This window comes from Paracoccus actinidiae (assembly GCF_030863885.1).
Lineage (GTDB): Bacteria > Pseudomonadota > Alphaproteobacteria > Rhodobacterales > Rhodobacteraceae > Paracoccus > Paracoccus everestensis.
On record NZ_CP132956.1, the window covers coordinates 3,547,419 to 3,574,199 of the forward strand.

Here is a 26,781-nt window from a genome sequence, read left to right on the forward strand (position 1 = left end):
GCAGCAGACGTCGACAATGGTGCCGTAGCTGTCGAAGACCCGAATTGCGAGTTTGTTCTGGCGGAGGGACTATGGCCCGTGGACATTCATCGTGAGGCGATGATGGTGGCCACGAGATGCCAATTGGCGGTGTAGCTGCATGCGGTCTTCTCGTAGCGCGTGGCGATGGCCCGGAACTCCTTTATTTTCGCGAAGAAGTTCTCGACCATGTGCCGCCACTTGTAGGCGTGTTTATCGTAGTCGCGCTTGATCTTGCGGTTCGCCTTTGGGGGGATGACTGCGCTCGCACCCCGCGCGTCCAGTTCTGCAAGCAGCCAATCGGCATCAAACGCCTTGTCCGCCAGAAGGGCGTCAAAGGCGACGTCCTCGATCAGCGGGGCAACGCCTTTCAGGTCGTGAGCCTGGCCGGGCAGGAGATGAAAGTCGAACAGGTTGCCGAGGGCATCAACCAAGGCCACGATCTTCGTGGTCAGTCCGCCGCGTGAGCGCCCGATGGCCTGAGCCTGAGTCCCCCTTTTGCGCCGCTCGCCTTCTGGTGAGCCGGGACAATGGTGCCGTCGATCAACGCGTATTCGAAATCGGGCTCGCCGCGGGTCTCTTTGAAGAGGCGCTCGAAAACACCACCCTTGGCCCATCGGCGAAACCGGCGGAACACGCTGTTCCAGTTCCCGAACGCCGATGGCAGATCCCGCCAGGGCAAACCAGTGCGCACCCGCCAGAGAACGGCCTCCAAGAACAGGCGATTGTCCTTGCCTGTCACACCGCTGTCGCTCTTCTTGCCGGGAAGGTGGGGCTCAAGACGCGCCCAGATATTATTCGTCACCACAAACCGCTGCTCGTCCATTCAGACCTCCATTTGGGAGGCCTGAAGCAGAAATCAGATGGCATGTGAACCATGAATGTCCACGCGCCTTAGCAGAGATTCTTAATCGGGTTCAGTTCCGGACTATAAGGTGGGAGCGCCAGCAGGCTGATGTTGGGCGGGATGATGAGGCCTGTGGGACTGTGCCAGCCGGCGCCATCGAGAACGAGGAGCGCGTGCCAGGAACGCGCATGGGGTGTCATGAAGCTGTTCATCCATGGGGTGCCTGACACCGGCTACATGTGGACGCCGCTGGTGAAGGCGCTGCACCTGTCTCAGGAGGCCTATATCGCTCCGACAATGCCGGGCTTTGACGGAACAACACCTTCCGGCTTCCCCGCGACCAAAGAGGCATATCTGGAGTGGGTTATTCGCACGCTAGAGGACACGGCCCGGGCTCATGGGCCGGTCGATCTGGTCGGACATGACTGGGGCGCCCCGTTGAGTGCCGTGGCAGCCTGGAGTTGCCCTGATGCGGTCCGCACCTGGACCGTAATCAACGCTGTTCCGGAATCCAGCTACAAGTGGCATTCGGTGGCACGGGCCTGGCAGACACCTGTGCTGGGCGAGCTGATGATGGCACTCGGGAGCACCAGGAGCTATCGCCAGCAACTGGTGTCGGCAGGCATGCCTGAAGCATTGGCTGATCACGAAGCAGCCCGTGTCGACAGCCACATGAAGCGCGCCATTCTCAAACTCTACCGCTCGGCGAAGAGTCTTGGGGAGTGGGAGGTAGATTTCTCCACCATCGCGGATCGGGGGCTGGTCCTCTGGGGCGCGAGCGACGCTTTCGTTCCGGTGAAGTTTGCGCAGCGCTTCTGCGAGCGCTGGAACATTCCCCTGGCTGTGGAAGAGAGCCTCGGCCACTGGGGCATCTGCGAAAAGCCAGAAGCTTTCGTGCCCCATCTCATGGCACACTGGGACCGCTAGCGGTCCCGGGAATTCTCTTCTGAAGACCTGCCGCGGCTCGGGTGGCGCAATTGTTCTCTGCCCCGGCGAAAGCCCTTCGAAAGGCCTGTGTTGGTGACACCACATCTTTCATGATCGTCGACAGGAGGGACGCCGATCCAGCCGCCCAGACATTTCGCAGACAAATGATGCAAAACATGCCACAGTCCTGGAAAAGCTCGGGGTGACGCATGCTTCATCAGGATTTGGCTCAGTCCAATGAGGGACACGAGCCGGTCACCGCAGTCTACGATCTTGTCGTGGTCGGCGCCGGTATCGGCGGGCTCAACGCACTCTATGCTGCCACGCAGTACCTGCCAAAAGGCGCCAGGGTCCTGCTGATCGATCAGAAACAGACAGCCGGCGGCATGTGGAACCTGGCCTATAACTATGTGCGCCTGCATCAGCCGCACGCCATGTTCACCGTGGGAGACATCAGGTGGAATTGGAAAAGGTCGCCTACCTACCTCGCCAAACGTGACGAGGTGCGGGATCATCTCGCCAGAACCCTTGATGCAGTGGCAGAAGCCGTCGATCTCAAGACCCGCTTTGGTCACACGGCTCTCACCTGCGAGGAAGTCCACTCGGATCACGGCTATCGCGCGCGGGTCACGTTCCACCCCAATGACAGCACAGGGCAGACAACAATTGTCGAGGCGGCACGGGTCATCCACGCCCCTGGTCTCAACTACCGCGAAGCCGAGCCGCTACCGCTTTCCAGCGGCAATGTTGTCTCCATTACCCCCCAGAACCTGCTTGCGACCCTTACGGCCTACCCCGACGCACCCGTCCATGTCGTCGGAGGGGGCAAGACCGGCATGGACACGGTTCTGGCGACGTTGGCCCAGGATCCCGGACGCAAGGTCTCGCTGATCAACGGGCGGGGCACGAATTTCCTGAACCGCACGAAGTACTTTCCGACTGGACCGAAGCGCTGGATTTCGGGGGGACTGGTCTCTGGCCTGATGCGTGAACTGGCATTGGCTTTCGACGGCGACAACGAAGACGATATGATGAGCCATCTCCGGCGGCACTATGCGACAGCCCCCGACAGCCAGAATGGCGTGTTTCTGTACGGCCTCCTGTCCGAGGATGAGCACGCCCGCATTACCGGCGGGCTAAGCCGCACATACCCTGACTACCTCGTTGACGTGACCGATACCAACGCTGGACCTCAGATGGCGCTGCGAAGGGGCTCAAAGGAGCCGGTCGCATGTGGAAGCATCTTTGTGAACTGCACGGGCAGTTTCTATCGGGCAGGCAATTTGGCCAAACAGGTCCCTTGCCTTTCACCGCACGACACAGTCGTGAGTCTCAACCCGCGAGACGATTTTCATTTTCTGTCTGGCGTCTCAGCGTTTTCCGTGACGCACCTGCTTTATCGCGGTGCTCTGAGAGGCAAAGGATTTTATACAATCGATAACGAGATGCTTTTCCGCCAAAACAGGAACGCATGGGTTGGTGCCTCGGCCGCGCAGGCCTACATGAACCAGATCCTCAGCGTGCAGACCCTTCCGATGTCGGTGCTCGTCCGCTGCGGACTTGACCTTGATCGTTGGTATCCTCTTCCGCGCCGCCTGGCAGGGCTGATCCGGATGAAAGCCAACGCAAGAGGCGATGTCGCCCACTGTCGGCGGACCCTCGATCGCGTAGCCGAACGCTTCGGCATTCACTGTGGGCCGTTGGACTAAGTGCCTGATCCCATGGTTTGATGGTGCAATCCTTTCTTGTGAATGGAAGGAAGCATTATGGGAATACCCTCGCGATGCACGTTTTTACCGAAGGCTTTAGAATCAGGCCGTACCGGGCACGGGCAGTTTGACCCGCATCACCGCGCAATACAGCGCGGGCACGAAGACCAGCGTGATCAGCGTGCCGGCGATGATGCCGCCCATCATCGAGAACGCCATCGGCCCCCAGAACACCTGCCGCGAGATCGGGATCAGCGCCAGCGATGCCGCAGCCGCCGTCAGCAGGATCGGGCGGGCGCGGCTGTCGGATGCCTCGAACACGGCCTGCCAGGGGCTGCGGCCCTTGTGCAGCAGTTCCTGGATCTCGTGGACCAGGATGACCGAGTTGCGGATCAGGATGCCGATCAGCGCCAAGATGCCCAGGATCGCGACAAAGCCCATCGGCACGCCAAAGGGCACCAGAACCGCGACCACGCCGATCAGGCCCAAGGGCGCGGCGGCAAAGACGATCAACGACAAGCGGAAGCTTTGCATCTGCGCCATGACCAGCAGCGCCATGATCAGCAGCATGACCGGCACAACGGCGGCGATGGGTTCCTGGCTGTCGGCCGAGGTTTCGACCGTGCCGCCCACGGTGATGGTCACATCCGGCGGCAGGCTGGCCTGAAACTCGGCCACCGACGGGGCGAGGGCGTTGACCAGACCGTGCCGCCCACGGTGATGGTCACATCCGGCGGCAGGCTGGCCTGAAACTCGGCCACCGACGGGGCGAGGGCGTTCACCAGGGTGGCGGGCTGGTCCCTGGTGGAAACGGCGGCCTTGACGGTCACGGTCGGCAGGCCGTTGCGCTGCGCGATCAGCGGCTGTTCGGTAGCATATTCCAGCGACACGATAGAGGACAAAGGCACGCTCTCGCCCGTGGCCAACGACATCTGGAGGTTGCTGATCGAGTCAATGGAACTGCGGTCATCCGCCTCGCCCCGTCCGACCACGTCGATCAGGAAGATGTCGTCGCGCAACTGCGTGACGGTGAGACCGGAAAACAGCGCCGAAAGGGTGTCCGATACCTCTTGACTGGTGACACCCAACCGGCGGGCCTGATCCTGGTCGATTTCCACCCGCACCACGCGCGCGGGTTCGTTCCAGTCCATCGAGATATCGCGCAGCCGTGGTTCCCGGGCCACTACGGCGGCCAGATTGCGCGCAGCGTCGCGGGCGACATCGGCATCGGGCGCGCTGACGCGGTATTGCACGGGCTTGCCGACCGGCGGGCCGATTTCCAGGTTCTTCACATAGATGTCGACGCCCGCAAAGTCGCGCGCCGCCCTGTCCATCAGCAGCGCCTTCAGACGGTCCCGCGCGGCCAAGTCAGGGGTCGAACTGCTCGCGCGGACGTTCAAGGCAGCCGCCCAACAACAGCTTTCAAGGTTGACCTTTGCGCAAACGGGCACAATCTGACGGCCATGAAAAGAAGCTATCTGCCTGCCATCCCCAAGTGGGCGATATGGCTGCTTGTCGTCGGCTTTGCTGTCGGAGCGGGTTGGGTGGTCTGGGCTTATAGCAGGAAAGCTGATCTGCAACGCGGGGCTCAACTTTATTCCGAACATTGTGCAGTATGCCACGGTGCCCAGCTCGAAGGGCAGCCCGACTGGCAGATTGCGGATGAAAACGGCATTCTCCCTGCCCCGCCGCATGACAGATATGGCCATACATGGCATCATGACGACGCTATGCTGAAAGATTATATTCGCCGGGGAGGTCAGGCAGTCTTGGATGACATGGGGGTGAGCATGACGTCCGGCATGCCAGCTTTTGGCTCGATCCTGAGCGACGACGACATTGGCGCCATCCTCGCGTTCATCAAGTCGACTTGGCCCGAGCCAATTCAGGCTGTTCAAGCCAGGAAAAATGATGGCTAGACGAGGCTGGGATCAGAACAGTCATCTTCCGCGGATTATAAAACGCATAAATATTACGAGGGGTTACTGTGAGGGCTTCAACGCCATGCGCAGCTCAGCGATGGCATACCCGTTGGCTCCGGAAAACCGCTCGGGGCACAGGCGCTCTGCCTCTGCCGTAACGGGAGCGACGCCTATTACCTCGTCCATGGCGAGCTTGAGCCTTGGACAATTAGGCGACCGGCGGGTAACGGCGGCATCGGGATGCTAAACGACCGCGTCATCCGGATCGACGAGCGGGTCCTGCTCGGAGATCAGGTGGCTGTGGCATGACAATCCGGCGACGTGATGTGTTCGTTCTCGGGGGCATTGTCACCGCGATTTATGGATTGCGTGCGCTTCCCTGGGAGCAGTTGGCAGGCCGCAGCCTTACTTATGTCGAAATCGAAGACGTGCCGCCTTTCCGGCGCTTGAAGTCCGAGGGGCAAACGTCCTCTGCAGCCGTTGCGCTGATTGGCCTCGATGGACCCTCGGATGATGCTGAGGCACGCCATGCGCGGATGGAGGCCATGCGCGCCGACCCCTGCCCCGCCCTTTTCGGCACCGACCTTCCGACCGGTGTCGTCCCGATTGCTTATTTCAGCGAGTTTCGCTGCCCCTTCTGCCGTGCGCTTGAACAGGATCTGGATGACTTACTCGCTGATGACCGAGCCGCCTATCGGCTGGTGCAGCATGAACTCCCAATTTTTGGGCCGGCATCTGAACTTGCTGCCCGCGCTTCGGTCGCGGCCGCACGGCAAGGCAGGCAGCAAGACCTACGGCGCCGCTTCATGCGAACGCCGCTCGTCGCCAATGAGTCTTCGATATTGCGTGTGGCGTCTGACCTTGACCTGAATGTCGAGCAGCTTGCGATAGATATGGCCTCACCTGAAACTCAGGCCGAACTTGATCAAACACGCGCCTTGGCCGATCTTTTTGGCTTTCTCGGCACCCCTGGTCTTGTGATCGGTCGGACCGTCTTGAATGGTGCAATTCCTGTTTCGATGCTCCGTCAGATTGCGAAGGACGAAGGCATCTTACCGCTCCCGGTATGCTGATAAGATGAGCACGTCCTACGCTTTAGTCTCATTGTTTCCGCTTCAGGCTGACGCTGATTGGTTCAGGGATGCTTTAAAAGACAAAGGTATAAAGCCTTGCACCCTAGGACGAAAATCGCGCTGCAGACCTGCTAAATACGACGAACGCCGCTAAAAAAGCCGAAACAGGATCGAGATCATGTACGGGCGTCTCAAGGACTAGCGGAGGGTCGCGACCCTCTATGACAGATGCCCGAAGGTCTTCCTCTCTGCCGTTGCCCATGCGGCTGTTGTCATGTTCTGGCTATGAACCGAAAACAAGTCCTGACCCTTCTGTAGAAGCGTCGCGAAGAGCCCTTCTGCGACGTCCGTCCACGACGCAGCAATAGGGTTGCCACGCCCGCTCTGCCTCTGCTGTCTTTTGATAGATGGCGGAACCCCTCGCCTTGGAGTTGCGACGCCAGCTACCCAAGCTGTGGCGCCCCGGCCTGTCATCGAATTGACTCCTAGGCGAGTGCCGTTTCGATCTAGCCATCTTGTCAGATCTGGAGTTGCTGGCCCAGCACGATAACCCGGCTGCTTGGCAGGTGATAGAAGTCGGTCGCGTTAGCTGCAGATTTCGAAAGCGACAGGAAGAGCCTTTCCTGCCAGGTCGGCAGGCCCTTGCCCTTGGTCCGACGGAAGAAGCGCTGCGTCAGGAAGAAGGACGTCGCCATGATGTCGAACTTGATGCCCTTCTTTCTTGCAAGAGCAAGCGCCCGAGGCAAGTTCGTCTCCTCGATGTAGCCAAAGCACATGTCGACCCGGGTGAAGCGCTCCGAGAGCGGCGTGACGGTGACCCGTTCTGCGTCGGGAACATAGGGCCGAGTGGCCACCGTGACGCAGACAATGATGTTGTGCTCATGCAGGACCTGATTGTGCTTGAGGTTGTGCAGGAGTGCTGCGGGTGCCACATCCGGTTCAGCGGTCAGGAAGACCGCCGTTCCAGACACGTTCAACAAACGGCTCGACTTGCCCAGCATCTCGATCAACGCCCCAAGCGACGTGGCCCCACGCCGTGCCTGATCCTGAACATGGCGGGTGCCGCGCACCCAGGACCACATGAGCAGGATCATCACGGCCGCCATCAGGATGGGCACCCATCCCCCATGCGGGATCTTGATGGCATTCGATCCCAGGAACAGCAGTTCCAGCAGCAGGAGCGGCACGACCACGACCGCCACCAAGGGCAGCGGCCATCTCCAAACCTTCAGGAACACGACAGACGCCAGGCACGTGGTGATGACCATGTCTCCGGTCACCGCGATGCCATAGGCGGCGGCAAGGTTCGAGGACGAGCCGAACACGATAACCAGGATGAAGACCCCGATCGCCAGAATGGCGTTGACCTTTGGCAGGTAGATCTGGCCTTCCTGGTTCTCGGAGGTGTGCAAAATTTCCAGTCGGGGCAGAAGGCCGGTTCGCACCGCCTGTTTCATCATGGAGAAGGCACCCGAGATGACCGCCTGGCTTGCGATGACCGTGGCCATGGTCGCCAGGATCACCAAAGGCAAGAGTGCCCAGGACGGCGCCATGAGGAAGAAGGGATTTTCCGCCCTCTCGGGATGTGCGAGGACCATGGCGCCCTGGCCAAGATAGCTCAAGGTCAGAGCCGGCCACACGAGCCCGATCCAGGCCAGTCGAATGGGACGTCTTCCGAAGTGTCCCATGTCGGCATAAAGCGCCTCGCCTCCGGTCACGGCCAGAAAGACCGATCCCAGGACAATGAGCGAGGCAAAGCCGTGCGTGACGACAAAACTTGCCGCATAGGTGGGGCTCAAGGCGCGCAAGATCGACCAGTCGTCCCCGATATGGAGCAATCCCAATACCGCCATGGTGAGAAACCAAACGATCATGACTGGCCCAAAGAAGACCGACACGGCGCCGGTGCCCCAACGCTGCACCAGAAAGAGCCCCGCGATGATGACCAGTGTGAGCGGCACAACATAGGGACCGAAGGCTGGCGTCACGAGGCTCAGGCCTTCGACGGCAGAGAGCACCGACATGGCCGGAGTGATGATGGCATCCCCGAAGAACAGGGAGATGCCGATCATGCCAAGAGCGAGAAGCCAAACCGGACGGCTGCCCAGGGCTTGCTGGACAAGGGTGACCAGGCTGAGGGTGCCCCCTTCACCACGGTTGTCCGCGCGCATGATCAGCAGCACGTATTTGAAACTCACGATGAAGATCAGCGTCCAGATCAGGAGCGAGATCACCCCGATCACGTCGTCTGGCGTCAGTCCGTCATGGGAAGCGGCATGCAGGGACTCGCGCATGGCGTAGATGGGCGACGTGCCGATGTCGCCGTAGACCACGCCGATGGCACCCAGAGTCAAGCTGGCCAAGCTGCCGTTGGCATGCTGCCCAGGTGTCGGCAGGTCCGATAAATGGGCGGCAGCCGCAGCGAACTCGGCCTCTGATTGCCCTTCAGGCAAGGTGCTCTCGTCGTCCCCAGGATTGCTATTCATTGTAGCGGCCTCTTCAGAGTAAGCCTGGGCCTGTTCCGCAATCGGTTGAGGCCCATGACATTTGATCGGTGGACGCGGAAGTCCGAGGGGAAACTGCCCTGCTCCTCGGCCTGACCGCAGCGCTCAGGGAGCGAAGGCTCACCCTGATCAGGGTGGTGTTTCTATCTGCTTGTGGTTGCCTTTGCCCCTCCTGGGGTCGTTCATGAGACTGGCCGACTCCGCTGGCACAAGCATCCGAGTGCCTTCATTCGGCAGACGCAAAGCGATAACCGATGCCTGGTTCGGTGAAGATCATCCGCGGCGCCGCGGCGTCATCACCCAGCTTTTCGCGCAGATGTCCCACAGCGATGCGCAGATAATGGCTGTCGCCCAGATGCGCAGGCCCCCAGACAGTCCGCAAAAGCTCCTGATGGGTCAGCAACCGGCCTGCATGGCGGACCAGAAGTGCCAGCACATCGAATTCCTTGCGCGTCAGGCGCACCGGCATCCCGGCTTTTGTCACCGTTCGGGCGGCCAGGTGGATACCGAGATCGCCATTGGTCAGGATCTGCGAAACCTCCTCGGCGCTCTTTCGGCGGGTCAGGGCGCGCAGGCGCGCGAGCAACTCGGCCGGTGCAAAGGGTTTGGTGACGTAATCGTCGGCGCCCGCATCGAGCGCGGCGACGATCTCGGCCTCTGCTGATCGGACTGAAACCACCAAGATCGGCACGTCAGACCATTCCCGTATGGCGGCGATCACCGCCTTGCCGTCCATGTCCGGAAGACCGAGATCCAGCACCACCGCCGATGGTGCCCCGGTTGCGGCACGCTCGATCCCCTCACGGCCGCGCGTTGCCTCGACCATGACGTGGCCCGCACTTTCCAGGACGATCCGCAGAAAGCGGCGGATCGGAGCCTCGTCCTCAATCACGAGAAGGCGTAGCGGCGAAGATGGGTCAGACATCGGCATCCTCGGGAAAAGCAGCGGGCAGGATCATCCGGATGGCCGCTCCATGGCGCCCCGATGGCTCGATGGCGGCGACGCTGCCTTCATTGGCCTCGACCATGCCCTTGACGATCGCCAAGCCAAGACCGGCCCCTGCCGGATGTCCGTCACCCTGCACGGCGCGGTGAAAGATGTCGAAGACCCGGTTGCGCTCGTCTTTCGGAATGCCCGGCCCCTCGTCGATGACGGTCAGTGCGACGCCATCTGGCACCGGCTCAGCGGCAATGTGGATGGTGCTGCCCTCGGACGCATATTTGGTGGCATTCTCGAGAAGGTTGGTGAGGGCCTGGCCGATCAGCACCGGATCGGCGAAGAAGGGAGGCGTGCCCGGCGCGATCTCGACCTCGATGCGAAAGGGTACCAGCACGCGGGCAAGATCGCCGCGCGCCCGGCCGATCAGTTCTGCGACCGGCACCACCTCGCGCCGCGGCACCAAGGCGCCGTGCTCCAGCCGGGTCATGCCCAGCAGATTGCCGACGAACCTGTCGAGCCTGCGCGCCTCGTTCAGTGCCTCGCCCACCAGTTCGCGGTTCTGCACGGCGGTCAGGCCGCCATCCGCCAGTGCAGAGAGGGCGCCGATCACGGTGACGAGGGGCGTTCGCAGGTCATGGCTGACGCTGTTCAGCAATGCAGCCCGCAGCTTCTCGGTCTCGGAGGCCAGCCTTGCCCGCTCGAGGTCCCTTTCCACGGTGATCCGTTCAACTGCAACCGCAACCTGATCCTCCACTGCGGCCAGCAGGCGCCGGGTCTCGGGATCGAGCCGTCGGGCAGGATCGAGAAAGCGCAGGCCTACCGCGCCCATCGGGGCACCTTGGGTTGCCAGCGGAAGAAACATCCAGTCTGCGGCTGGCAATGTGTCGGTATCCCGCCCGGCCGGCTGGTTCTTCTGATACGCCCACAGCGCTGCGGTTCGAGAACGGGGTTCAAGGCTTTCCTCAATCGCGGGAAAACCCTGCACCTGCTCGAGCACACCGTCGCCCCCAGGCATCAGGATCAGCGAATGGCACTCAAGCGTGTGGGCGATATGGGCGGCTGCGGCCCAAAGAACGTCATCGGTCGTCGTGGCCGAGGCGATCTTGCGGGCGAAGTCATAAAGCGTTTCCGTCCGAGCCTGAGTGGCGCGCATGACCTCGACCTGCCGCGTCAGCCGACCGGCGAGGCTGCCGGTGAACAACGCCGAGACTGTGAAGACCATCAGCGCCGCCAATGAATCCTCTGCCGCCACCTTCAGCGAGAAGTAGGGCTCCGTGAAGAAATAGTTGTAGGCCAAGAAGCTGAAGAGGCTAACCGCGATTGCTCCGGCAGTCCCCTGCCGCACGGCCACGGCCAGCACCGCAACCAGATAGATCACGGCCAGCGAGGCGACCGGCAGGATGTGCCAGAAGAGCCAGGCAATCAGCGTAGCCGCCATGGTGGCCGCGGCTGAATGTGCAAGGATGCGAAACCAGGCGCGGCTCGTTGCTCCGGGACAACGCGACTCGGCCGACAGGGCACCGGAACGGCCGACCGCAAGGCTCTTCAACCGTTTGGGCGTCGCTGCGGCAGCACCGGCTTCGGCATGGACCTCAGCCAAGGGGGCGTCGGGGTCGGGGCGCGCGTTATCAGTCATGGATGCTGTTGTAGCCCTCTTGAGCGTCAAGCGCGATGCTCCCACCAAGGACGTTACAAGCGGCTCGCCTGCAAGGCCGCGGGCGAAGACGTCGTCAATGGCCATCCTGTACTCGGAGCTTTTCGGCGTCACGCGGGCCAAGCCCGACCAACAGGACAACGATCAAACCGCTCAGCGTAAAGATGATGTCGGACAGCACCGCATGCTCCCTTGCCTGAGATGACCTGAACATGGAGGCGTCAGGCGTAAAGCGTCGATAATGAATCCGGCCGCAGGCGTAACGTGGACGTAAAAATTCAGCCAAGGACGCATTGATGTTTGAAGATATCCAACGGATCTGCTGGGTGTTCCAAGGTTGCCAAGTAGGAGGCAACCTTGATCTGCATGATATTGACTGACAGGCGATGGGCGATCATCGCCCAGCACAGCTTTGGTCGGGAATGTGACGCTGGCTGCATCGGGTCCGATCCCCGGCTTTTATTGAGGCGGTGTTCTGGATCGTTCGAACCAGTTGTCCGTGGCGCGATCTCCCCGATGCGTTCGGCACGTAGAGTTCGGTGTTCAAGCGGTTCCGATGGTGGGTAAAGACCGATACCTTCTATCGGATGTTTCGAGCCTTGGTTGAAGATCCCTATTTCAAATACGCCATGGTCGACGGCAGCATCGTCAAGGTCCACCGCCACCACCAGCAGGATGCAAAACGGGACTCAGAGCCAGGCCATCGGGCGCTCTCGCGGCGGGATAACGACCAAGATCATGGCTTTGGCCGACGCGTTCGGCAATCTGACCGACTTCAGGCTGCTGCCCGGACAGGCCCACGACCTGCGCGGCACGGCGGCGCTGATCAAGGGGCTGTCCTGCGAAAACTCCTCGCAGATCGGGCATTCGACGCGAACTGGCTGGAGTCATGAGCTTACAACACAGGACTGGCGGCATAGGTGCTTGGTTGATGAAACAGCCTGTTGTCACCGTCGCGTAAATCTTAAGCTGACAGTCAGCAGTCCCAAGGGGGCTGAGCTGAAAGCAGCTCCGCCCTGCTCTGATCTGAGGCTCACATATGGTCGAAAATCTCGTCGACCCCCAAGGCAATTGCGGCCAGCGTGGGAGCTGCTCTGATCAGCGCCAACCGCGGTTCACACCGGAACGACAGGTGGAGATAGCGGGCCAGACGCGCGGCAACACGGCTGGTCTCCAGCCAGGCACGATACGGCAGCACTGTCAGATACCGGGTCTTCGGATATTTGAAGGCCTTGATCCCGTTCTGGATCTGCGACTTGCCTTCATCCCGCTGGTCGACCGGAACTGGGTCGATGAAAGCCGCGCGCAAGCCATCGAGGTATTCCAGATCAAAGGCGATATCATAAGAGAGCCGCATCGGCATGAGGTCTCGGGTAATCCATGTCGCGGCCTTGCGGTTGATGATATAGGCTCCAGCGCCCTTCTCCCGACTCAACGCAATGGCAAGGCTGCGTCCGTCTGATAGCTTGCGATAACCGAACTTCGGTCCCTTGTTTACCGAGCTGAGCCGCAAGATGTCCCAGTCCGTTGCATCGGCAAGGGCAAGCTGCAGCAGCCTTGCAAAATCCGGCGGAAAGGCAACGTCATCCTCCAAGACCAAGGCATGTTCCGCGTCGCTTGCCAGAAGCCTGCGCGCGCATTCCACATGGCTGAGATAGCAGCCAACCTCGGCCGGAATGACCCGGCGGCCGTGGAGGTATTTGTAGCCACGCGCGTCGAACTCGGGACAAGGAAAGGTCAGAGTCGCACCGTCGACGGCGGAAACGCGTTCGAAGAACAGTCCCACTGCGGCGCATTTCGCCTCCATCCGCTGCAATCGCTCCTGTGCCCGATCAAGATTGATGAGGTAGACCTTAAGGTTCATGGGCAGCAGCGGATGTTTCATGATCGCTCAGTTATTTGACACATGCCCAGCCGCAATGGCGTGGACAATGCTGTCCGTCAACAAACAAGGATGTGACGCCGCAAGCTTACAGATGTAACTGAAAATCCTTCCTAAGCAATTGTACTTATTGAGAAACATACTAGCAATGCTACAGGGGCCATCGGAGGAGTATAGACCAGCGGCGCTGACGGAGGCACGTCAATATACTCGTGGTGGCATCCACGTGGCGCGTCTGGTCCTGAGGGTTTTGCGAGACCATGACAACGGACCCTGCGGGCGGGAGCCGTCCATTGCCCGGATCAGCCCACGAGGAACTACTCATGTCACCGATGTCCATCGGCGTTCTTGCCCCCTCTATGACGTGCTCCAGACTAATCTTGACGCTGTCGAGGCTATTTGTTGCTTCCACGGCAACCTTGAGGGCTCTTCCTCTCGATGCCTGTTCGCAACACTCGCGACCGCTAGGCGGACTTGCTGTTATCTACACTCTTGCTCATGATGCGCGTGACGTGAAATCGCCTGCCATCTCTTTGCATTGCGCACTGCTCAGAAGATCACTCAAGCAGCCTTCGACGGTGCGCGTTTCCTGGAAAGAAGACATGACCATCAATCTACCACTGGACCGACGACTTGACCGCACAAACTGATGGTGAACAAGCGGCGCCTTCCAATCGGGAATATGCTGTCGATCTGATGCGCGCCTTTGGCGGTGCGGTCATCTTCGCGTTCCCGCTCCTGATGACGATGGAGATGTGGTGGCTGGGCTTCTACATGGAGCTTCTGCGGCTTCTTCTGTTTCTGAGCGTGAACCTGGCGATCCTTTTTGGGCTGTCCTACTTCGCGGGTTTCCGGGAAACCTTCCGGCTCAAGGAGGATGCACTCGACGCGTTCGCGGCCTTTGGCGTGGGCACGATCTCCTCGGCCACTCTTCTTGCGCTGTTTGGCATCATCACCTGGGACATGCCCTTGAGCGAGATTGTGGGCAAAATCGCCGTGCAGACTGTTCCCGCCAGTATCGGCGCCATGGCTGCGCGCAGTCAGCTTGGCGACAACGAGGATGAGGAGAAGGGCACAAGCGGCTATGCGGGCCAACTTTTCCTGATGCTGGCCGGCGCACTGTTCCTGGCCTTCACCGTTGCGCCAACCGAGGAGATGGTCTTGATCTCGTTCCTGATGACGCCCTGGCATGCCTTGGCTCTGGTCGTGATCTCCATCGTGGTGCTGCATGCCTTCGTCTATTCTCTGGAGTTCTCTGGTCAGGAGGAACTGCCGGGCGGTGGGAGCTTCTGGCGCACCTTTTTCGGCTACAGCATTGCCGGCTACGGCATCGCGCTGCTGGTCAGCCTCTACGTGCTCTGGACGTTCGGGCGCCTTGATGGACTTGGCACCGGGCAGATTGCCATGATGATCACGGTGTTGGGCTTTCCCGCCGCACTCGGAGCCGCGCTGGCGCGACTGGTCGTGTGAGGCAGGGAAATGCAGCAAGATCATCTGTCGAGTGCACGAGACACGCGGAAGCAGGATGGAACGCCGGTCCTTGAATGGATTTCGGCAGCCATTGGACTGGTTCTGACCCTGACAATGCTGGGGTTCATCGCCTGGCAGGCCTGGAAAGGCACGGGTGAGGAGCCGCCCGCCATCAAGGTGCATGTCCAGAAAATCCTGCTGGCTGGGGATGGTTATGTCGTGGAGTTTGTGGCCCGGAACCTGTCGCCCGCCACGGCTGCCGCTGTCCAGATCGAGGGAGAGTTGGTAGAGGGGGAACGTGTGCTTGCCACAAGTCAGGTCACGCTCGACTATGTCCCGGGCAACTCGGAACGACGAGGCGGCTTGTTCTTTCGCGAGAATCCTCAGGCATACGATCTGGAGATCCGCGCCCTGGGCTATGCTAAACCTTGAGACCAATGAGCGGAAGCATAGCACAACTTCAGCTTTGGCCAATCCCATAGGCCGGGCAGACTGGCCGGCCTTGTCGAGCGCCTCCACGGAAGGCTCCGTCTCCCCATCTGTTCTCTATCCCGCGGACACACCGGTCAAAACTCCGGCTGCCGCTCCGGCGTGCAGCCATGATTGTGGCTGTGGAAGATTATTGCATCACAGGATCGGTGCAGCAGTTGGTTCGAGCCACCTTTAGATCAGCGGCACCTCGATGGTACGAGTCTGTGCAGCAAGGAGGTTCCAAGCTGGTCACAAGCGGCAGAGCTGGCCGCTCTTCATGTGCGGCAGGAAAGATTGGCCGCGCCGTTAGCCGCGGCAGCCTTGCATCAATTTGCCATAGGCCCGGGTGGTCCCCTTGCCGGAGACGGCGATCGTTCCGATGCCTTGGCCCTGCTCATCATTGATCGTGACAGTGCCGACATCATCGGAGGTCATGGCACTGAAGGAGCGAAGTGCGTCCCGAACCCCCTTATGTGTCTCCTCATCCGAAGACGTGACCACGAGACCTTCACCTGGCCTGCCGGTGGCAGGGACTTCAAAGGTTCCGCCACGGGAGGCAAAGACAACCGTAACCCCCTGGTCCTGGGTTGGTGCGTTCTGCATGGAGAGTGCCCCATACCGGATTTCAAGGTCGAGCGTGCCGTGGGGACAACTCACAGCCAAAGTGTTGTTAGACTGCGGATCGGTGACCCGGGCGACAGGTCTGCCCCGCTCGTCATTCACTGCAATATAACCTGGCTGAACATCGCTCTCCTGAGCAAAGACAGGCTCGGATATAGCGAGGGTGGAGCATAGGACAACAAGGATTGAACGTATCATCGCGGACTTCCTCGTGAAGCTGGAAGTTCCACTGTTCCGGAGATTGCCTCGATTGCCAACACTTACTTGTGCGATACCCGCTGCGGGCTCCGGTTGCCCAGGTCATTTCGAAACTGTCAGGCTGCGTGGTCATGGTCCTGGCAAAGTGAACCGGGCCTCGAATCCACCAGGTTGTCCTGAACGCGGTGACCGGAGGTCCAGCCTGCAGCCCGTTCTTTCCGCGATGGCCGTGACGATGGCCAGGCCCAGCCCGCTTCCGTTTCCGCGCGCAGCCGCCCGTTCGAACCGGTTCTTGAGACGATCTAGAATGTCCTGGGGGATCACCGGCCCGTCATTGGCGACGATGAGCACGCCGTCGTCCGTCAACGAGACATCGGCGACAGTTCCCGCAGCTCCATGGCGCAGTGCATTTTCCACAAGATTGCGCAGAAGGATCGCAAAGATGTCGGGGTCCAGGTCGGATAGGACCGGCTCGTCAGCGAGCGTCAGGGCAATGCGGCCACCGCCCGCCGCCCGCAACAGATCATCCACGACGATGCGGGCCACGGGGCGAAGATCCGCAACCCTGTCGCGCCGCAATCGTCCGCCCTCCGCTCGGGCCAATTGCATCAGGCGTTCGGACAGGCGCGTCAGCCGCTTCAGGGTCGCCTCAATCTCGGCGGCCCGTGTCCTCGCGTCGGGATCATCCGTCTCTGCCTGCAACCGCTGCGCCTGAGCGATGGCGCCGGCAAGGGGCGTTCGCAACTCGTGCGCGGCATTGGCAGCGAAGCTGCGTTCGGCCTCGAAGGCGTCCGACAGCCGTGACAAAAGCCCGTTCAGCGTGTCCGCGACCGGGACCATCTCGGTCGGCAGACCGTCGGTGGCAACCTGGGTCAAGTCGCGGGCCCCAATGGCGGCCAGCTTGTCGCGATACCGCCGCAGCGGCGCGAGATTGGTCCTGACCGCAAGAAAGATCACCAGCAGCGCCACGGGGACCACGAACAAAAGCGGCAGGCCCAGCCCAACCTGGATTTCCCGCGCCACCGCGTCTCGATGGGCCAGCGGTTCGGCCACGGTGATGCGGATCGTGCCTTGCACGGCATCGTCGTTATAGAACCGGTGCGTCTGGGACTGGCTGAAGCTGGTGCCATTCCAAGGGGCAAAGATCGCCGGATCAGCGGCATGAGATTGCAGCAGCACAAGATCCTGCTCGTCGCGGATGACATAGGTAAAAAGTTCGTCGTGGTCGCGGATGGCGGCCAGTCGCTGGCTGATGCCCTCTTCCTCTCGGCCCAGGATATCGATTACCGCAAGCGGCAAAATGCGCTGCGCCATTTCTTGCAGGGCAGCATCAAAGACTTCATCCAGTTCGTGGCGGGCAATCAGCGCGGTCATGCTGGCCGCCGCGATCCAGACAAGCGTCAGGGCGATGCCCAGCCACAGCGCAAGACGACCCTGCAGGCTGCGCGGTTGTCTCATCCCCGACCGAGCCGATAGCCGAGGCCGCGTTCCGTCTGGATGATGTCCGCACCCAGCTTCTTGCGCAACCGGCTGACATGGACCTCGATCGTGTTGCTCTCGATCTCGGTCCCGAAGGCGTAAAGCTTGTCCTCAAGCTGCGCCTTGGACAGAAGCTGGCCGGGCCTTGCAAGAAAGGCTTCGAACAGGGCCCATTCCCGCGCGGTCAGGGCCACCGGTCGGCCATCGCGGTGAATGCTGCGGGCGGCCAGGTCGATGTCGAGCGGACCGTGGCTGACGATGGGATTGGGGTTGCCGCTGTAGCGCCGCGCGACGGACCCGATCCGGGCCGAGAGTTCGGCCAGATCGAAGGGCTTCACCAGATAATCGTCCGCACCCGCGTTCAGTCCTTCGATGCGGTCGCTGATCTGGTCAAGCGCGGTCAGGATGATGACCGGGGTCGCGTCGCCCCGCGCCCTCAGCTTGCGCAGGAAGGGGATGCCGCGTCCGTCGGGGAGCATCAGATCCAGCAGCACAAGGTCGAAGGGCGCGCCTGCCATGGCGTCATCCGCCACATCAAGCCGCTGCACCCAGTCGACCGAATGGCCATCGGCCGCAACCTGGTCGCGGACGGCGGCGCCCAGGACCGTGTCGTCCTCGATCAACAGGATTCGCATGATCCGCGCCCCTTCCTTGCCAACTCGCTTGCCGGTCTGGCCCCTTTTCCTGACATCAGGCTGAAGCGCCCCTGCATTCGTCTTCAGGCTGGTGTCAGCTTTTGCGCGTATTGCAAAGGTCAGACAGGCCGTGACCGGGAGTGTGGCCCATGCGAAAGACACTGACAATTCTTGCCTTTCTGGCAGTTCTTCCTGCCCGTGCGGCATTCGCAGACGATGACTGCTTCGTCCCGATGTCCCAGTGGCTGCCGCGCGGGGCGGTGGAGGAACTGGCAGCAGCCAATGGCTGGACCGTGCGCCGCATCAAGATCGACGATGGCTGCTATGAAATCGACGGCCGCGACCGTGCCGACCGCAGGGTCGAGGTGAAGGTCCATCCGGGCACGCTCCAGGTCATCAAACTGGACTACGAGGATGGGCAGGACAGGGACGGCCCCCGGCGGTCAGGCCAGAGGGACAAATGACATCGCAGCCCTGCGAAGGCCGCAGGCCATTTGATCCCGATGACGCGGCATCCTTCCTGACAGCAGCCTGAAAAAGAATTCCGGTTCCTGTCAGCAAGCGATCAGGCGGCGGGCGCAGGATCCTCTCATCACAGGAAAGGAACATCGCATGAAATCCACCCTTGCCCTTCTTCTTGCTGGATCCGCCCTTGTCGCCGCGCTCGGGCTTCCGTCGCTGGCCGCGATACGGGGGACCGGCGATGCCTCAGCCACTTGCGCTGCTGCTGCCAGTGACGCCGATCGCGACATCCGCCTGATCCTGGTCAATGACGAGGACGATGATGAACATGATGGTAACCGGCGTTTCCGACGTGATCGTGGGGAGGATGATGATGACGATGACGACGATCGCGACACCGGTGCGCGGGCCAACCCCTCGCCCGCTGGGACCATAGCGCCGCCTGCGAATGGCTTGTTCGGTAACGGCGCCCCGCCAGTAGCAGTGACCAACTGATCCCGATCCGGCCCGGCGTCGCTGGCCCTCGGTCCCACAGCAAAGGAAATGCCATGAAATCCCTCCTCGCCACCCTCGCCCTCAGCACTGCCCTGACCCTTCCAGGGCTTGCTCTGGCCCGACCGGTCACGCTGACCACGACGATGAACAGCTATGGGGGCGATGGCGCCTATCTGGCGCTTTATGTCACCGACGCCTCGGACGCCTATGTCGGCAGCCTGTGGATGGCAGGCGGCAAGTCCAAATACTATGAACACCTCAGCGGCTGGTATGCGGCCAAGGGCGGAGCCGCGGCGCAGATCAACGGCATCACCGGCGCCAGTGTAGGCGCAGGCCGAACGCTGGAGATCACGCTCGACCTGGCCGATGCGCTGTTTGATGCCGGCTATACGCTGCACATCGACGCCGCCGTTGAGGACATGCGCGACAGCCCGAACGAGATCGCCGTGCCGCTGACCGCAGCAGGCGCGGGCAAGCCCGTTCCCGGCCGCCGCTACATCGCCAGCTTCACCTATCAATAAGGCTTCTCGGCCATGATCCGCGCGCTTCATCGTTGGCCCGGGCTTCTGGCCCTGGTCCTTGTCACCCTGCTGGCCCTCAGCGGCGCGGCCCTGTCGGTGTTTCCGGCTGCTGAGCGATTGTCAGCGCCGCAAGCCGTGGCGGGGCAAAGCGTGGCGGACCTGGCGGCACGGGTGGCGGCACGCCATCCCGGCCTTGAAGAGATCCGCCGCGCGCCGTCCGGCCGGATCACCGCGTGGTGGTTTGACGGCGGCACGCCGGGCGCGGCCATGATTGACCCGGCGACGGGCGCGGATGTCGGCTCGGCTGATCCCAATGCGGTGGAACGCTGGCTGACCACGCTGCACCGATCGCTGTTTCTGGACGACGCCGGGCGGCTGGTGATGGCCGCCGGCGCGGCGGCGATGCTGGCGCTTGCGCTGTCGGGCATCGTTCTGGTCGCGCGGCGCGTGGGGGGCTGGCGGCGGTGGTTCGCGCCGCTGCGCGGACCGCTTGCCGGGCGGCTGCATACAGAGGTCGCGCGGATCGCGGTCCTTGGCCTGACCTTGTCTGCGGCAACGGCACTGTGGATGACGGCATCGACCTTCGACCTGCTGCCGGACAGCGGCGTGCAGCCCGTGCAGCCCGTGGCGGTCAGCAGCCAGACTGGCTTTCCGTTGGATCGCATGGCAGCGCTGCGGGATGTTCCTGTGGGCGATCTGCGGAAACTGAGCTTTCCCTATGCGGACGACCCGCAGGATGTCTTTACCATAAGCACCGACAGCGGCACCGGCTTGATCGACCAAGGGACCGGCACACTGCTGTCCTGGGCTGATCTGACTCCCTGGCAGCACGTCTCGGAAACGATCTTCATGCTGCATGCCGGGCAAGGTGCGGCAGTCTGGGGTCTGCTCATGGGCCTGATCGCGCTGAGTGTGCCCGTGATGGGCGTCACCGGCGCGCTGGTTTGGCTTGCCGGCCGACGCGGGCGTCCCCGGTTGACGGGCAATGCCCCCGCAGGACACGCGCAGACGGTCATCCTCGTGGGATCCGAGGGCGGCAGCACCTGGGGGTTTGCCGCGACGTTGGCCGACGGGCTGCGCGCGGCGGGTCAGTCGGTGCATGTGACGTCCATGGGTGGCTTCGACCCCACCCGCCATGCTGCAGCCAAGCAGTTCCTGATCCTTGCGGCGACCTATGGTGAAGGCGATGCCCCGGCCTCGGCAAAGGGGTTCCTTGACCGGCTGGCACAACTGCCGGCAGCCCCCGCCGCACCTGTCGCCGTGCTGGGGTTTGGCGACCGCAGCTTTCCCGCTTTCTGTGCCTTCGCCCTTCAGGTCGAGGCTGCCGCGCATGCGAAGGGTTGGGCCACGCTGCTGCCGCTCGACACCGTTGATCGGCAATCCCCGCAGGATTTTGCCCGCTGGGGCCGGACACTTGGCGGGGCCATCGGCCTCCCGCTCGAGCTTCCGCACCAGCCTGTAACACCTGTCACACAGACGCTGACCCTGCTGTCGCGCCGCGACTATGGGGCAGAGGTGCAGGCCCCAACAGCCATCTTGCGCTTTGCCCTGCCCGGGACCACTCTTTGGCAGCGGCTGACGGGCAAAGGGCTGGCGCGGTTCCAGGCGGGCGATCTGCTGGGTATCCTGCCCGAGGGATCGGCGGTGCCGCGCCTTTATTCGCTGGCATCCGGCGCAAGGGACGGCTTCGTGGAAATCGTGGTCAGGAAACACCCCGGCGGTTTGTGTTCGGGGCAGCTTTTGGCGCTTGAACCCGGTGACAGCGTGCAGGCCTTCTTGCGCCGCAACGACCGCTTTCATGCGGGCAACGGCAGAACGCCGCTAGTCCTGATCGGCGCGGGCACCGGCATCGGGCCACTGGCAGGCTTCATTCGCGCCAATGCCCGCCGGCGCCCAATCGAACTGTTCTTCGGCCTGCGCCATCCCGACAGCGATTTCTTTTATCGCGACGATCTGGCCCGATGGCAGGATGAAGGGCGGCTGATACACCTTTCCACCGCCACCTCACGGGGACAACGGCCGTGCCATGTCCAGGATGCTCTGCGGGATGAAGCCGAGCAGGTGGCCGAGGCGGTGCGCAGGGGCGCGCGCATCATGGTCTGCGGCGGCCGCGCGATGGCCGAAGGGGTGTCCCGCGCGCTTGACGACATTCTCGCGCCGGCGGGCCTGACGCCCGCCATGCTGAAAGCCGAGGGACGCTATGTCGAAGATGTCTTCTGATCCGGTCCGCCATGCCCTGAACGGTCCGACCATGGGAACCCGGTGGTCGGCCCTGTTCCATGCCCCATCGGGGCTTGATCCCACGCCCCTGCGGATGGCATTTCAGCAGGCGGTGGACACGGTCGATGCCCAGATGTCGATCTGGAAACCGGACAGCGACCTGATGCGTCTGAACCGGGCGCCGACGGGACAATGGCTGAGGGTGCCGCCCGACCTCGCCCGCGTTCTGACGCTCGGGCTTCGGATCGGCCGCGCCTCGGGGGGTGCCTTCGATATCGGAATGGGCGATGCGGTGCGCGCCTGGGGCTTTGGGCCCGATGCCGCCGATCCCGATGCGATCCGCGCAGCCCTCGGCTTCCGCAGGCCTGCCCACGAAGTGCTGGAGATCGACGGCGACGCGGTGCGGAAGACGGCCCCCATTGCCCTGGACCTGAACGGCATTGCCAAGGGATATGGGGTGGACTGTCTGGCCCAAGTGCTGGTTGACCACGGGATTGCCGCTGGCCTCGTGGGTATCGACGGAGAGATGCGTGCCCTTGGCCTGCGGCCGGACGGAACGGCATGGACCATTGCGGTAGAGACGCCCGATCCCGACCGCCGCACCCCGCACTCCGTCCTTATGCTGCAGGACGCGGCGGTGGCGACCTCGGGCGATTATCGCCACTGGGTCACGGTGCAGGGCCGCCGCCTGTCCCACACGATGGACCCGCGGAAAGGCGCGCCGCTGGCCGCATCGCCGGCTTCGGTCACCCTGGTCGCGCCAACCTGTTCCGAGGCCGATGCCTGGGCGACCGCGCTGATGGTCGCAGGCCCCTCGGCGGGGGCCGAGCTCGCGGCCCGTCACGACCTCGACGCACTGCTTCTTCTGCGCGATGGTGACGGGGGCTTGCGGACACGCGCAGCCGGGTGCCTTTTTGGTGGCGACGCCACGGCAGCGGTTGAGGGACAGGCGTGACCGACAAGAGGACGGATCTGTTGAAGACGGGCCTGCTGGCCGTTGCCCTTGCGGGGCTGGTGGCGGGGTTTGCCTTGCACCTTGCCAGCCGGCCTGACCTCGCCCGGATTGCCTGGACTGCGGGTGTGCTGCCGGTCCTGGCCGCCCTTCTGGCAGAGATCCTGCGCAGCCTGGTCCGGGGCGAGGTCGGCCTCGACATCGTGGCGGCGCTATCGATGTCCGCGGCCCTCGTCTTTGGCGAGACGCTGGCCGCAGCAGTCGTGGCAGTGATGTATTCCGGCGGCACCTTCCTGGAAAGCTTTGCCGAAGGCCGCGCCCGGCGCGAGATGCGCGACCTGCTGTCCCGCGTGCCTCGCACCGCCACCCGCCACCGCAACGGCGGGCTGGAGGACGTGGCCCTGGACGACATCCGCCCCGGCGACCGCCTGCTGATCCGCCAGGGCGATGTGGTGCCGGTGGATGGTCACGTCGCCTCGGCCACGGCCTTCCTCGACACCTCGGCCCTGACGGGCGAGTCCCTGCCCGTTCGCCTGGACGACGGCGCCGGGGCGATGAGCGGGTCCACCAATACGGGCGACGCCTTCGACCTGATCGCCACGCACGAGGCCCGCGACAGCACCTATGCCGGCATCGTCCGCCTGGTCGAACAGGCGCAGCGGTCCCGCGCGCCCATGGCGCGGCTGGCCGATCGCTGGTCGCTGGGCTTTCTGGCCGTGACGCTTCTGATCGCCGGTGCGGCCTGGTGGTTCACCGGCGATCCGATCCGTGCGGTGGCGGTGCTGGTGGTGGCCACCCCCTGCCCGCTGATCCTGGCCGTGCCCGTGGCGTTGGTCGCGGGTCTGTCGCGGGCCGCGCATTTCGGGGTTTTGGTCAAGGGCGCCAAGCCGCTGGAGGCGATGGCAAGGGTCCGCACGCTGATCCTGGACAAGACCGGCACGCTGACCGACGGCCGACCCCGGATCGTGTCCATCGACAGCACCGGGGGAATGGCCGAGGACGACATCCTGCGCTTTGCCGCGGCGGCGGATCAGGCATCGAAGCACCCCGTGGCGCAGGCCATCGTCGCGGCCGCCAGGGCGCGGGGGCTGAGCCTGCCGGTGCCGCGCGATATGGTCGAAGTCCCCGGTGAGGGCGTGATCGGGATGATCGAGGGGCGGCAGGTGATCGTCGGCGGCTACGGCTTCGTCGCCGGACGCGTGGATCATGGGGGCGATCACCCGGACCTGGCCGCTGGATCGGTCATGGTGGCGGTTGCGGTCGATGGCCGCATGGCGGGGCACCTGGTCATGTCGGACCCGCTGCGGGACGGCGCGGCAGAGATGCTGGCGGGCCTGCGCCGCCAGGGGATCGAGCGGATCCTGCTCGCGACCGGCGACCGGGCCGAGGTTGCCCGCCGTGTGACCGAGGGCCTTGGCCTTGACGGCATCCGCGCGGGCCTGACGCCGGACGAGAAGGTGCTTCTGGTTCTGACCGAACACAAGAACGGCCCGGTGATGATGGTGGGCGACGGCGTCAACGATGCCCCTGCCCTGGCCGCGGCCGACGTGGGCGTGGCGATGGGCGCGCGCGGCGCCGCCGCCAGCGCCGAGGCCGCCGACGTGGTCCTGCTGGTTGACCGCCTGGACCGGATTGGCCCGGGGATCGAGATCGCCCGCCGTTCGCGCCGCATCGCGCTTGAAAGCGTGGTGGCGGGCATCGGCCTGTCGGTCGGCGGCATGATGGCTGCCGCTTTGGGCTACCTGACCCCCGTGCAAGGCGCCCTGATCCAGGAAGCGATCGACGTGGCCGTCATCCTCAACGCCCTGCGCGCCCTGCGCATCCAACCCACCCAAGCCCGCACGGCCCCCTCGGCCGATGAACCGCACCAGGAAGGAGCCTTTGCATGAGCCGCCTGTCCCATTCGGAAATTCACATGGTTCATCGCATCGGCTGGCTGCGCGCGGCGGTGCTGGGGGCCAATGACGGGATCCTGTCGACCTCCAGCCTGGTCGTGGGCGTGGCCGCTGCGGGGACCGGACGGACCGAGGTGCTGGTTGCAGCACTGGCGGGACTCGTCGCGGGCGCCATGTCGATGGCGGCAGGCGAATATGTCTCAGTCAGTTCGCAGACCGATGCCGAGAACGCCGATCTTGCCAAGGAGCGCAAGGAACTGGCCGAGATGCCCGAGGCCGAGCTTGAGGAGTTGACCCGGATCTATCAGGAACGCGGTCTGACGCGCGATCTGGCACGGCAGGTGGCAGTGCAACTGACAGCACACGATGCGCTCGGCGCTCATGCCCGTGACGAGTTGGGGATTTCGGAGACGGTGACCTCCCATCCGGTGCAGGCGGCCGTTGTCTCGGCCCTGACCTTTGCGGCAGGCGCGGCCGTGCCGCTGATCGTGGCGATGCTTGCGCCGCCCGCGCAGATCGTCGTGTTCGTGGTTGTCGCGACACTGCTAGCCCTTGCCGTGCTGGGCGGACTTGGCGCCACTGCGGGCGGCGCCGGCATCCTTCGCGGCGCGATACGGGTGGCGCTGTGGGGCGTCCTTGCCATGGGCGCGACCGCCATCGTGGGAACGCTGTTCGGCGTCACCGTCGAGTGACGGTCCGTCCGCAATTTCATGACGGCTGCGCGCGGATTATAAGTTTATCGCAAGGTTGCGGTGCCAGTTCGGGCCACAAGGGGCAGCGAACGGCAGGCACATGACAGCGCAGACGGTCTGGATCGGCATCGGCTTTCTGGGGCAGGCGCTGTTCAGCGCGCGCTTCGTCATCCAGTGGCTGGCCAGCGAGCGGTCACGCCGCAGTGTGGTGCCACCATGACCATGTAACGCTGGCCAATCGCGCCCTGCTTTATGCAAAAGTTCGTGCGCAAAAACCGGAACGCTGGACACGCCAAACCCGCAAGTGGCAACCTGCAGGTCCCGTCTGGCTCAATCCTGAACGCGAAACCGGCGCCCTTGAAATCAGAGACGCCGCATAAAATCGGCGGACAACTCCTTTGACAAACACCGATCCCACGAGCTGCTGAACTGTCCATCGGATGATTTGGAACAGGCGGCCTGATTTTGTTCTGGAGGGCTCCGGTTCTCACCCTGATCACTGTCCGGGCGATCGCCGACGAGATGAAGAGCGTCGTTCTGCCCTTCTTCGGAGGAGATGCCATGACGAAGATTGTAACTGTCAATGATCAGGCGCAAGCCGCCCGCTTCAGCCACCAGCCTGCGGGGGACCCAACATGCCTATGCTCCTGCCTCGCTGGACGGTTCAAGCTTTGACAGCTGTCCCGTGAAGACCGGTATCAGCGTGCTGTTCACCCGGTCAAACTTCACGCAAAGCTCATTGCCTGCAATCGGGTTGCCGTGGAAGCCATTGAAGAACTGCCGTAGGCGCAACAAGCCGATTGCGACCTCGTGCCCCGCCTGATCGAAGAGCTCTGGCCGACCCTGCCCTGGCGCCGCCATCGCGTCCAAAAGGTCGCGGTGCTGATGGCCGCCGCTCGGAACGGAGCCGTCGAACTCCTTTGCCACGTCTTCGAGTATGCTCTCGATACCGTTGTAGGCGTGATGCAGGCACGCCGCGAGTGCGATCTCGCTGATCTCGCGGATCGGACCCTCGTGATCGCGCCAGGCTGCAGCCGCCATTTCGGCGCGCTGAAGCTCCAGCTCTATCCTTGCCAGCTTGATGTTGATGCGGGTGAAGAAGGGATGGTCTGAATCGATACGCATGACTGTCCTCCTGCTTTGAACAGGACACACGACGCGGGCGTTCTTGTCTATATTTCTCGCTGAGGCGCT

The 26,781-nt window shown here is 62.9% G+C and carries 27 protein-coding genes and 2 pseudogenes; 15 read left to right on the forward strand and 14 right to left on the reverse strand.

The genetic code is table 11. The annotated features are described in order from the left end of the window. Nucleotides 1–86: 86 nt before the first annotated feature. Both Q5701_RS17695 and Q5701_RS17700 read right to left on the reverse strand, forming a co-directional pair. Nucleotides 87–844, reverse strand: a protein-coding gene (locus tag Q5701_RS17695) for an IS5 family transposase (protein WP_306752294.1) whose coding sequence is annotated in 2 segments (ribosomal slippage) — nucleotides 87–508 and nucleotides 508–844 — 759 coding nt in all. Because the reading frame shifts where the segments join, the coding sequence is not laid out codon by codon here. Between the two features lie 74 nt (nucleotides 845–918). Continuing rightward, nucleotides 919–1,041, reverse strand: a pseudogene (locus Q5701_RS17700) (transposase); the annotation flags it as partial. A 22-nt stretch (nucleotides 1,042–1,063) separates the two neighbouring features. Between Q5701_RS17700 and Q5701_RS17705 the strand changes: the two are divergent. Next, entirely contained in the window at nucleotides 1,064–1,792 is a 729-nt protein-coding gene (locus Q5701_RS17705; protein ID WP_306752295.1) for an alpha/beta fold hydrolase, read from the forward strand. Between the two features lie 209 nt (nucleotides 1,793–2,001). Beyond that, entirely contained in the window at nucleotides 2,002–3,501 is a 1,500-nt protein-coding gene (locus tag Q5701_RS17710) for an FAD-dependent oxidoreductase (protein ID WP_306752296.1), read from the forward strand. A gap of 102 nt (nucleotides 3,502–3,603) precedes the next feature. Here the strand turns inward: Q5701_RS17710 and Q5701_RS17715 are convergent, their stop codons facing one another. Together Q5701_RS17715 and Q5701_RS17720 are read right to left on the reverse strand one after the other, a co-directional pair. After that, a complete protein-coding gene (locus Q5701_RS17715) occupies nucleotides 3,604–4,179 on the reverse strand; it encodes an efflux RND transporter permease subunit (protein ID WP_306752297.1) in 576 nt (191 codons plus the stop codon). Then, complete coding sequence (locus Q5701_RS17720) at nucleotides 4,143–4,901, reverse strand: efflux RND transporter permease subunit (RefSeq protein ID WP_306752298.1); 759 nt, start codon at nucleotides 4,899–4,901, stop codon at nucleotides 4,143–4,145. The genes Q5701_RS17715 and Q5701_RS17720 overlap by 37 nt, the downstream gene beginning before the upstream one ends. A 63-nt stretch (nucleotides 4,902–4,964) precedes the next feature. On the opposite strand from Q5701_RS17720, the gene Q5701_RS17725 reads away from it, so the two are divergent. From Q5701_RS17725 to Q5701_RS17735, 3 genes and pseudogenes are all read left to right on the forward strand, one after another. Beyond that, nucleotides 4,965–5,420 (forward strand): c-type cytochrome, encoded by a 456-nt coding sequence (locus tag Q5701_RS17725; protein WP_306752299.1) that lies wholly within the window; start codon nucleotides 4,965–4,967, stop codon nucleotides 5,418–5,420. Between the two features lie 308 nt (nucleotides 5,421–5,728). Next, complete coding sequence (locus Q5701_RS17730) at nucleotides 5,729–6,496, forward strand: DsbA family protein (RefSeq protein WP_306752300.1); 768 nt, start codon at nucleotides 5,729–5,731, stop codon at nucleotides 6,494–6,496. A 49-nt stretch (nucleotides 6,497–6,545) separates the two neighbouring features. Beyond that, nucleotides 6,546–6,785, forward strand: a pseudogene (locus Q5701_RS17735) (transposase); the annotation flags it as partial. Between the two features lie 229 nt (nucleotides 6,786–7,014). Here the strand turns inward: Q5701_RS17735 and Q5701_RS17740 are convergent. The 5 genes from Q5701_RS17740 to Q5701_RS17765 form a co-directional block, all read right to left on the reverse strand. Then, a complete protein-coding gene (locus Q5701_RS17740) occupies nucleotides 7,015–8,859 on the reverse strand; it encodes a potassium transporter Kup (RefSeq protein WP_306752301.1) in 1,845 nt (614 codons plus the stop codon). A 367-nt stretch (nucleotides 8,860–9,226) separates the two neighbouring features. Next, nucleotides 9,227–9,925 carry a response regulator gene (locus Q5701_RS17745; RefSeq protein ID WP_306752302.1) on the reverse strand — a complete coding sequence of 233 codons (699 nt, stop codon included), beginning with the start codon at nucleotides 9,923–9,925 and terminating at the stop codon, nucleotides 9,227–9,229. Next, nucleotides 9,918–11,576, reverse strand: a complete 1,659-nt coding sequence (locus Q5701_RS17750) for a DUF4118 domain-containing protein (RefSeq protein ID WP_306752303.1) — start codon at nucleotides 11,574–11,576, stop codon at nucleotides 9,918–9,920. The genes Q5701_RS17745 and Q5701_RS17750 overlap by 8 nt, the downstream gene beginning before the upstream one ends. A 296-nt stretch (nucleotides 11,577–11,872) precedes the next feature. Then, a complete protein-coding gene (locus tag Q5701_RS17755) occupies nucleotides 11,873–12,253 on the reverse strand; it encodes a hypothetical protein (protein WP_306752304.1) in 381 nt (126 codons plus the stop codon). Nucleotides 12,254–12,627: 374 nt separating this feature from the next. Then, nucleotides 12,628–13,479 carry a glycosyltransferase family 25 protein gene (locus Q5701_RS17765; RefSeq protein WP_306752305.1) on the reverse strand — a complete coding sequence of 284 codons (852 nt, stop codon included), beginning with the start codon at nucleotides 13,477–13,479 and terminating at the stop codon, nucleotides 12,628–12,630. Nucleotides 13,480–14,109: 630 nt separating this feature from the next. On the opposite strand from Q5701_RS17765, the gene Q5701_RS17770 reads away from it, so the two are divergent. Next, nucleotides 14,110–14,946 (forward strand): TIGR02587 family membrane protein, encoded by an 837-nt coding sequence (locus Q5701_RS17770; RefSeq protein ID WP_306752306.1) that lies wholly within the window; start codon nucleotides 14,110–14,112, stop codon nucleotides 14,944–14,946. A gap of 9 nt (nucleotides 14,947–14,955) precedes the next feature. Beyond that, nucleotides 14,956–15,378, forward strand: coding sequence for a TIGR02588 family protein (locus tag Q5701_RS17775; protein WP_306752307.1), 423 nt, complete (start codon nucleotides 14,956–14,958; stop codon nucleotides 15,376–15,378). A 345-nt stretch (nucleotides 15,379–15,723) separates the two neighbouring features. Here the strand turns inward: Q5701_RS17775 and Q5701_RS17780 are convergent, their stop codons facing one another. From Q5701_RS17780 to Q5701_RS17790, 3 genes are all read right to left on the reverse strand, one after another. Then, complete coding sequence (locus Q5701_RS17780) at nucleotides 15,724–16,236, reverse strand: hypothetical protein (protein ID WP_306752308.1); 513 nt, start codon at nucleotides 16,234–16,236, stop codon at nucleotides 15,724–15,726. A 129-nt stretch (nucleotides 16,237–16,365) separates the two neighbouring features. After that, nucleotides 16,366–17,694, reverse strand: a complete 1,329-nt coding sequence (locus Q5701_RS17785; protein WP_306752309.1) for an ATP-binding protein — start codon at nucleotides 17,692–17,694, stop codon at nucleotides 16,366–16,368. Further along, on the reverse strand, nucleotides 17,691–18,350 hold the full coding sequence (locus tag Q5701_RS17790) for a response regulator transcription factor (RefSeq protein WP_306752310.1): 660 nt from the start codon (nucleotides 18,348–18,350) through the stop codon (nucleotides 17,691–17,693). Before Q5701_RS17790 ends, Q5701_RS17785 begins: the two co-directional genes overlap by 4 nt. Nucleotides 18,351–18,499: 149 nt before the next feature. Here Q5701_RS17790 and Q5701_RS17795 point away from each other — a divergent pair, with 149 nt between their 5' ends. The 8 genes from Q5701_RS17795 (at nucleotide 18,500) to Q5701_RS17830 (ending at nucleotide 25,807) form a co-directional block, all read left to right on the forward strand. Further along, nucleotides 18,500–18,814, forward strand: a complete 315-nt coding sequence (locus Q5701_RS17795) for a PepSY domain-containing protein (protein WP_306752311.1) — start codon at nucleotides 18,500–18,502, stop codon at nucleotides 18,812–18,814. Between the two features lie 148 nt (nucleotides 18,815–18,962). Further along, nucleotides 18,963–19,307 (forward strand): hypothetical protein, encoded by a 345-nt coding sequence (locus Q5701_RS17800; protein ID WP_306752312.1) that lies wholly within the window; start codon nucleotides 18,963–18,965, stop codon nucleotides 19,305–19,307. A 53-nt stretch (nucleotides 19,308–19,360) separates the two neighbouring features. After that, entirely contained in the window at nucleotides 19,361–19,828 is a 468-nt protein-coding gene (locus Q5701_RS17805) for a DUF2271 domain-containing protein (protein ID WP_306752313.1), read from the forward strand. A gap of 12 nt (nucleotides 19,829–19,840) precedes the next feature. Next, a complete protein-coding gene (locus tag Q5701_RS17810) occupies nucleotides 19,841–22,048 on the forward strand; it encodes a PepSY domain-containing protein (RefSeq protein WP_306752314.1) in 2,208 nt (735 codons plus the stop codon). Continuing rightward, on the forward strand, nucleotides 22,029–23,003 hold the full coding sequence (locus Q5701_RS17815) for an FAD:protein FMN transferase (protein WP_306752315.1): 975 nt from the start codon (nucleotides 22,029–22,031) through the stop codon (nucleotides 23,001–23,003). Before Q5701_RS17810 ends, Q5701_RS17815 begins: the two co-directional genes overlap by 20 nt. Next, nucleotides 23,000–24,889 (forward strand): heavy metal translocating P-type ATPase, encoded by a 1,890-nt coding sequence (locus Q5701_RS17820; RefSeq protein ID WP_306752316.1) that lies wholly within the window; start codon nucleotides 23,000–23,002, stop codon nucleotides 24,887–24,889. Before Q5701_RS17815 ends, Q5701_RS17820 begins: the two co-directional genes overlap by 4 nt. Further along, complete coding sequence (locus tag Q5701_RS17825; protein WP_306752317.1) at nucleotides 24,886–25,587, forward strand: VIT1/CCC1 transporter family protein; 702 nt, start codon at nucleotides 24,886–24,888, stop codon at nucleotides 25,585–25,587. The genes Q5701_RS17820 and Q5701_RS17825 overlap by 4 nt, the downstream gene beginning before the upstream one ends. Before the next feature lie 100 nt (nucleotides 25,588–25,687). After that, nucleotides 25,688–25,807, forward strand: coding sequence for a lipid-A-disaccharide synthase N-terminal domain-containing protein (locus tag Q5701_RS17830; RefSeq protein ID WP_306752318.1), 120 nt, complete (start codon nucleotides 25,688–25,690; stop codon nucleotides 25,805–25,807). Between the two features lie 143 nt (nucleotides 25,808–25,950). On the opposite strand, the gene Q5701_RS17835 is transcribed toward Q5701_RS17830, so the two are convergent. Beyond that, entirely contained in the window at nucleotides 25,951–26,202 is a 252-nt protein-coding gene (locus tag Q5701_RS17835) for a hypothetical protein (RefSeq protein ID WP_306752319.1), read from the reverse strand. A 24-nt stretch (nucleotides 26,203–26,226) separates the two neighbouring features. Further along, entirely contained in the window at nucleotides 26,227–26,712 is a 486-nt protein-coding gene (locus tag Q5701_RS17840) for a ribonuclease toxin HepT-like protein (RefSeq protein WP_306752320.1), read from the reverse strand. Nucleotides 26,713–26,781 lie beyond the last annotated feature (69 nt).

Bases quoted from the DNA above. Each gene is read 5' to 3' on its own strand.
- Q5701_RS17705 (WP_306752295.1), top strand. From the start codon at position 1,064: ATGAAGCTGTTCATCCATGGGGTGCCTGACACCGGCTACATGTGGACG.
- Q5701_RS17710 (WP_306752296.1), top strand. From the start codon at position 2,002: ATGCTTCATCAGGATTTGGCTCAGTCCAATGAGGGACACGAGCCGGTC.
- Q5701_RS17725 (WP_306752299.1), top strand. From the start codon at position 4,965: ATGAAAAGAAGCTATCTGCCTGCCATCCCCAAGTGGGCGATATGGCTG.
- Q5701_RS17730 (WP_306752300.1), top strand. From the start codon at position 5,729: ATGACAATCCGGCGACGTGATGTGTTCGTTCTCGGGGGCATTGTCACC.
- Q5701_RS17745 (WP_306752302.1), bottom strand. From the start codon at position 9,925: ATGTCTGACCCATCTTCGCCGCTACGCCTTCTCGTGATTGAGGACGAG.
- Q5701_RS17750 (WP_306752303.1), bottom strand. From the start codon at position 11,576: ATGACTGATAACGCGCGCCCCGACCCCGACGCCCCCTTGGCTGAGGTC.
- Q5701_RS17765 (WP_306752305.1), bottom strand. From the start codon at position 13,479: ATGAAACATCCGCTGCTGCCCATGAACCTTAAGGTCTACCTCATCAAT.
- Q5701_RS17775 (WP_306752307.1), top strand. From the start codon at position 14,956: ATGCAGCAAGATCATCTGTCGAGTGCACGAGACACGCGGAAGCAGGAT.
- Q5701_RS17780 (WP_306752308.1), bottom strand. From the start codon at position 16,236: ATGATACGTTCAATCCTTGTTGTCCTATGCTCCACCCTCGCTATATCC.
- Q5701_RS17785 (WP_306752309.1), bottom strand. From the start codon at position 17,694: ATGAGACAACCGCGCAGCCTGCAGGGTCGTCTTGCGCTGTGGCTGGGC.
- Q5701_RS17790 (WP_306752310.1), bottom strand. From the start codon at position 18,350: ATGCGAATCCTGTTGATCGAGGACGACACGGTCCTGGGCGCCGCCGTC.
- Q5701_RS17795 (WP_306752311.1), top strand. From the start codon at position 18,500: ATGCGAAAGACACTGACAATTCTTGCCTTTCTGGCAGTTCTTCCTGCC.
- Q5701_RS17800 (WP_306752312.1), top strand. From the start codon at position 18,963: ATGAAATCCACCCTTGCCCTTCTTCTTGCTGGATCCGCCCTTGTCGCC.
- Q5701_RS17805 (WP_306752313.1), top strand. From the start codon at position 19,361: ATGAAATCCCTCCTCGCCACCCTCGCCCTCAGCACTGCCCTGACCCTT.
- Q5701_RS17810 (WP_306752314.1), top strand. From the start codon at position 19,841: ATGATCCGCGCGCTTCATCGTTGGCCCGGGCTTCTGGCCCTGGTCCTT.
- Q5701_RS17815 (WP_306752315.1), top strand. From the start codon at position 22,029: ATGTCGAAGATGTCTTCTGATCCGGTCCGCCATGCCCTGAACGGTCCG.
- Q5701_RS17825 (WP_306752317.1), top strand. From the start codon at position 24,886: ATGAGCCGCCTGTCCCATTCGGAAATTCACATGGTTCATCGCATCGGC.
- Q5701_RS17830 (WP_306752318.1), top strand. From the start codon at position 25,688: ATGACAGCGCAGACGGTCTGGATCGGCATCGGCTTTCTGGGGCAGGCG.
- Q5701_RS17840 (WP_306752320.1), bottom strand. From the start codon at position 26,712: ATGCGTATCGATTCAGACCATCCCTTCTTCACCCGCATCAACATCAAG.